The 5,453-nt window shown below is 49.8% G+C and carries 8 protein-coding genes; 5 read left to right on the top strand and 3 right to left on the bottom strand.

The annotated features are described in order from the left end of the window. Positions 1 to 73: 73 nt before the first annotated feature. Together NZ772_12885 and NZ772_12880 are read right to left on the bottom strand one after the other, a co-directional pair. A complete protein-coding gene (locus tag NZ772_12885) occupies positions 74 to 1,072 on the bottom strand; it encodes a PEP-CTERM sorting domain-containing protein (GenBank protein ID MCS6814446.1) in 999 nt (332 codons plus the stop codon). A gap of 19 nt (positions 1,073 to 1,091) precedes the next feature. Then, positions 1,092 to 1,661 carry a hypothetical protein gene (locus tag NZ772_12880; GenBank protein ID MCS6814445.1) on the bottom strand — a complete coding sequence of 190 codons (570 nt, stop codon included), beginning with the start codon at positions 1,659 to 1,661 and terminating at the stop codon, positions 1,092 to 1,094. Between the two features lie 119 nt (positions 1,662 to 1,780). On the opposite strand from NZ772_12880, the gene NZ772_12875 reads away from it, so the two are divergent. Beyond that, a complete protein-coding gene (locus NZ772_12875; GenBank protein ID MCS6814444.1) occupies positions 1,781 to 1,999 on the top strand; it encodes a hypothetical protein in 219 nt (72 codons plus the stop codon). Here NZ772_12875 and NZ772_12870 read toward each other — a convergent pair. After that, positions 1,986 to 2,438 (bottom strand): acyl-CoA thioesterase, encoded by a 453-nt coding sequence (locus tag NZ772_12870; protein MCS6814443.1) that lies wholly within the window; start codon positions 2,436 to 2,438, stop codon positions 1,986 to 1,988. The two genes, NZ772_12875 and NZ772_12870, sit on opposite strands and share 14 nt — an antisense overlap. Before the next feature lie 184 nt (positions 2,439 to 2,622). Here NZ772_12870 and NZ772_12865 point away from each other — a divergent pair, with 184 nt between their 5' ends. The 4 genes from NZ772_12865 to NZ772_12850 form a co-directional block, all read left to right on the top strand. Next, positions 2,623 to 3,456 carry a universal stress protein gene (locus NZ772_12865; GenBank protein ID MCS6814442.1) on the top strand — a complete coding sequence of 278 codons (834 nt, stop codon included), beginning with the start codon at positions 2,623 to 2,625 and terminating at the stop codon, positions 3,454 to 3,456. Between the two features lie 91 nt (positions 3,457 to 3,547). Beyond that, positions 3,548 to 4,480, top strand: a complete 933-nt coding sequence (locus NZ772_12860; protein MCS6814441.1) for an NAD-dependent epimerase/dehydratase — start codon at positions 3,548 to 3,550, stop codon at positions 4,478 to 4,480. A gap of 5 nt (positions 4,481 to 4,485) precedes the next feature. Next, complete coding sequence (locus NZ772_12855) at positions 4,486 to 5,241, top strand: nucleotidyltransferase family protein (GenBank protein ID MCS6814440.1); 756 nt, start codon at positions 4,486 to 4,488, stop codon at positions 5,239 to 5,241. Positions 5,242 to 5,288: 47 nt separating this feature from the next. Then, positions 5,289 to 5,453, top strand: a 165-nt coding sequence (locus tag NZ772_12850; protein MCS6814439.1) for a GHMP kinase, incomplete at its 3' end; no start/stop codon positions are given.

Genomic DNA, 5,453 nt, shown 5'->3' with positions numbered 1-5,453 from the left:
CAGGGTTTAGCAATACAATTAGCTACTAACGTCAGTTGGGAAGGAGATATGTAGCAATCAGTGTGCAGGGTAACTATTGGCTAAATTGGCTAACGCCAGCTAGTGGATGGGTGCTGACTACGTTCCAGACAACCTGATGAATAATGGCTGCAAGACGTGGATCCTCAATGCCATAGATGGAGGCCTCTAGGCCATCTGGATGATCGCGATACAGCGTTGCGTAAAAGGTCGCTGCTACAAGATAGGAGCCAACATCATTCAAATGAGCACTATCCTTATACAATTGAGCGATGGTGTTGTAACCAGGCACAATTCCTGCCTTCATCCGCTGGTTTAGCTCGTACATCACATCTCCTACAGGGATCAAAAAGATTCGATCCTGGGCATTGGGATAAGCTTGACGCAAATCACGCACTAGCCGCTCAAAAAACTCCCGCCCCTGTTCGCTGCCTGGAACTTTAGTGTCATAGGGTTGCAGCCAGCGACGATCGAACTCTAGGCTGCCATCTTTATGTTTGTGCATCCAGCGAGCATAGATGTAGACCCGCAGATGAGGACTTTGCCGTTGCGTCAAGTTGATATAGTTCTTCGCCATGGCCAAATCTCCATCAGCGCCCTCAATGTGGCGATCAGAGGGTTGTAAGGTCAATACATCCCATGTGTAATTCGGCAATGCTGTGGGATAGTATCCGTAGGGATCCTCCTTAAAGCCATCCGTCGGATGTTCCCAAATCCATGCCAACGGTGCACCGGGAATCATATGCCTGCCGTAGATGTACCGTGATCCCCGCCGTTCTACTAGCTTTTGAAAAAGTGGATAATTTAGGGTGTCGGTGAGGCTATTGCCGATGTGATAAACCCGCAAGGTTTGCTGGCTGTGGCTATCGTCGGGTTTGGGTGTTTGGGGAGAGGCAGCTATAGAGGTTGGCACTAGAGTGGGCAGTGGACGATCGGCAACTGGAGTTCCACAGGCCCCGCCCATTACACCAATTCCCATCGTTAGGCCAATTGTCAGCAGCAATCGTGCGTACTGGTGACAACAGAGACAATCACCACAACTCATCAGCATCATAGAACACTACCACAGCGGCTCAGGCTTCTTCGGAATCCACTGAATCTGAAGCTCCTGTCTTAGCCACCTCAGTTGTATCCGACTTTCCAGTCTCGGCAGATGTAGCAGTGTCAGGGGTCTGAGCAGGCTCGGAGGAAGTAGCGGTTACCGAAATCACAGGTTGAGACGACTCCACAGCAGCAGGCAAGGGTGCAGATGGCACTGGAGGCTCTACACTGAGCATTACATCTTGGATAGCCTTTGGAGTTTCAGTAATACCAAGTTGCTCCATAGCCGTGGTCAAGGCTAAGTTCACACTGGTTTTGCTGGCCGCTACAATGCCCTTACCGACTTGATTCAGTAACGGCTCAGAGCTAGGTTCGTTAAATTTCTCAGTTAATTCGCGAAATGCCTTGCCTGCCCAGAGGCTAGTACCTAGCAGCCAAGCAATCCCTACCAACACAGCACAGAACAATAACCACAGAAGACGGCCTATTTCTTTTATCAAGCTCCACGTCAGCTTGAGGGCTTGGCCATAGGTAGCGATCGTGTCGGAATCAGTAAGCAATTGCCAGACCTTAGCAGCTTGTGAGCGGATAACGGTAACCATTGCATCTCTCTCCCTGTCTACGGTTACAGTAAGGGCAACGCTGTCAAGCATCAACTCCCGTCGTTGATGGTTCACAGACCCTTGACCGGATATTTGCCTCTAATCCTAATCGATCAACCATGCTAGTTAACCTCATAATTCTCATCGTGGCCATCACCATTGCTGTCAGCGTGGCAATCTGGCTAATTAAGGTAGCACGGGCAACTGTAACAGCGGCAGTCACCATCGCCATGGCTGTGCTAGTTGTGCAACTGCTATTTGGGATTCAACCTCAGCAACTAGGTGCTGAAATACTACATCTTGCGCGCACAGTTATGAGTGTGATCAGGGGGCGATGAGGCGCTGAAGGGCATCCTTGATGGCAGGTGGTAGGCTACGCATAATTTTTCCCTTTTCTCGATCCACGGTGACCAAGGTGGCTTGAGCTGTAACATACAACTCTGTGCCATCGGAGGATTGAATTTGGTAATGGGAGTTTAAACGCACCCCTACCCGATCGTCTAACCGTGTTTTGACGATCGCAGTCATACCCATGCGCAGAGGTCGATGGTAGCGAATCGATAAATCCACCACGGGCAAGTCACAGCCAAGAGCTACCAGTTCAGCAAAATCCACCCCTAGGGAGCGCAAATACTCAACCCTTGCCTCCTCTAGCCAAGCGATATACGTGCCGTGCCAGACAACCCCAGCATAGTCCGTATGATGGGGCTGCACCCGAATTGGGTAACTAAACCAGCGGTCAGCTAGCGCTAGTGCCGTCTCTTCTCCGTTTTTCATTTCGTATCAATTGAAACTGGAATATACGGATTTACAATCCCTTACTCACTAGCCATACCTCTCTATCCCGTTCATCCCACTAGGGATACTGTAGATGGCATCGAGACATCAAGAATCGTTAATCCTGATACATTGTAACCCCAGCAAGGATTACGATCGAAAAGAGTGCAGGAGCCTATGCATTATGATTCAAAAAATTTTAATTGCCGTCGCCGGACTGGGCAGATGCGAAGAAATGTTCAACATGCTAGCAGAAATCCCGGCGATTCAACGAGCAGCGGTGACCATACTCCACGTTGTGCCGCCCCAAGTCACCGCAGAAGACATGGCTGCCAAGCTAGAAGAGGGGGGCAAAATCCTAGCAGGAGCTGTAAAAGCGTTGAAAATTCCCCCTAATCAAATCACAACTCGCCTACGGCAAGGGGATCCTAAGGATGTGGTTTGTCAGATTGCTGATGAGGAAAATGCTGATCTGATTATTATGGGATCCCGCGGCTTGAAGCGATTAGAAGCTATCCTCTCTAACTCCGTCAGCCAGTACGTGTTTCAGTTGACATCTCGCCCTATGCTGCTTGTCAAGGATGATATTTACATCAAACTAGTGAAGCGGGTGCTAGTAGCGCTAGATGGCTCAGATGCCGCCAAATACTGTCTAAAGCTGGCATTGTTCTTTGTGCGAGACATTAAGGGCGGGCAACTACTGTTGACTCATATTAATCCTGTTGATGAATCGTTGCCCCCAGAGAAGGATCCAGTCCTAGCACCAGCAGTGGCAGAAGCCAAGGCAATGGGTATTCCTACAAAATGTTTTCTGGGCAAGGGCAATGTGGGCGCAGAAATCTGCAAACTAGCAGAAGAAACCAACGCGGACATGATTATTCTCGGATCTCCTGATCGCCGTCCCTCGATCGCCAAAGCCCTGGTAGATCTCGACCGACTGTTAGGATCCTCACAATCTGACTATGTACGGGTCAATGCGCCCTGTCCTGTGCTGTTAGCGCGGATGCCAGCAACCTAGGTCTGACTAGGAACTGAGCATATTAGTCTGGATTGCGGTGTCAAAGCTCCAGTACGATGAAGGCTAGCGTTTTTATTGCTGGGATTTATTCATGCATGTCTTGATTACTGGAGGTGCTGGATATATTGGTTCAGTGCTGACTCCAGCCCTGCTTGCCCATGGCTATAGCGTCACCGTGCTGGATAACTTCATGTTTCGCCAGACGAGCTTAGCTGATTGTTGCCAGTACGATACCTTTCAGGTGATTCGGGGTGACTGTCGAGATGAAGCCCTGATGAGCAACCTCTTGGCGAAGGCTGATATTATCATCCCCTTAGCAGCGCTTGTGGGTGCTCCTCTCTGTAGTCGCGATCAAATTGGGACTCGGAGCATTAATCAAGAAGCGATCGAAATGCTCTGTCGCCTCGCCAGCCCAGAGCAGCGCATCCTCATGCCCGTGACCAACAGTGGCTATGGCATTGGGGAAGCGGGCAAGTTTTGCACTGAGGAGTCCCCCTTGCGCCCTATCTCCCTCTACGGTGTCACCAAGGTCAAGGCAGAAGAGGCAGTTCTGAGTCGAGACAACAGCATCACCTTTCGATTAGCGACGGTTTTTGGCATGTCCCCCCGGATGCGGTTGGATCTGTTGGTGAATGACTTTGTGTATCGAGCCGTTCACGATCGAGCCGTCATCATCTTCGAGGGACATTTCAAACGTAATTACATCCATATTCGGGATGTGGTGCGAGTCTTTCTGCACGGCATTCAAAACTTTGAAACCATGAAGGGCAAACCGTACAACGTGGGCCTAGAGGATGCCAATCTTTCTAAGCTGGAACTTTGCGCTGAAATCAAAAAGCAACTCCCCAATTTTGTTTATCTAGAAGCGCCGATCGGCGAAGACCCTGACAAGCGAGATTATATCGTTTCTAACCAGCGCATCTTGAGCACGGGCTTTCAACCCGAATGGTCACTAGAACGTGGGATTCGTGAGCTAATTAAGGGTTACACCATCCTCCGTAACTCTCTATACTCTAACGTCTAGCCCCTATGTCCAATGCTTCTCTGCCTGCGAGTGAGATTATTGCTGTCATCCTAGCAGGGGGCCTTGGCACACGAGTGCAGCATCTGCTGCCTGGCATTCCCAAGCCTATGGCTCCTGTAGCAGGCAAACCATTTCTGGAATGGGTCGTGCGCTACTTGGCAAATCAGGGTATTCAGCGCGTTGTGCTCTCTGTAGGCTATCTTGCCGATGTGATTGAAGACCATTTTCTTCCCCAACCAGTGCTTGGTGTTCACATTACCTGTAGCCGAGAGCTAGAACCGTTGGGGACAGCCGGTGGGTTTTTGAACGCAGTAGCACAAATGCCTGAACATCCGACGGCTTGGTTGGTGCTCAATGGAGATTCGCTTGTCTGCACGCAGTTGACAGATTTATCGGCATGTTTACTGGATCCAACTGTGGATGGAGCCATTCTGGGCGTAGAGGTAGACGATCGCTCCCGTTACGGCGGTCTAGCCCAGGATCCTCAAGGGAATCTAGTCGGCTTTACGGAAAAGTGCCCCGGTGCTGGTCTAATTAATGCTGGTGTTTATTTGCTAAAACATGGATTGCTCCTGAAATTTCCCCAAATACGGCCTGCTAGTTTTGAATACGACATTTTTCCAGCCTTGATTGCGCGATCGGTCAAGTTACGGATCCATACTATTACTGCTCCCTTCTTAGACATTGGCACACCAGAGTCTCTTCCTCAACGGGAAAGATTCATTCATGACTTAGCTAACCAAGGCTGGTTTAAGCTGTGAAGTCTATGTCTTGACACCAAACGTTTTCACAGGTTACGTAAGTCTCTATGTTGATTTCCCGTGCTCCAGTCCGTATCAGTTTTTTTGGTGGAGGCACCGACTACCCAGAGCATTTTTTGCATCACGGGGGGGCGGTGCTAGCTACTGCGATCGACAAATTTTCCTACGTGACCATCAGCCCATTTCTGAGCCAGTTGTTCGACTACTCAATT

The organism is Cyanobacteriota bacterium, from assembly GCA_025054735.1.
In the GTDB taxonomy this organism is placed as follows: domain Bacteria; phylum Cyanobacteriota; class Cyanobacteriia; order SKYG9; family SKYG9; genus SKYG9.
Note: the sequence above shows the minus strand (reverse complement) of the source record. Positions and strands in the feature narration are given on the sequence as shown.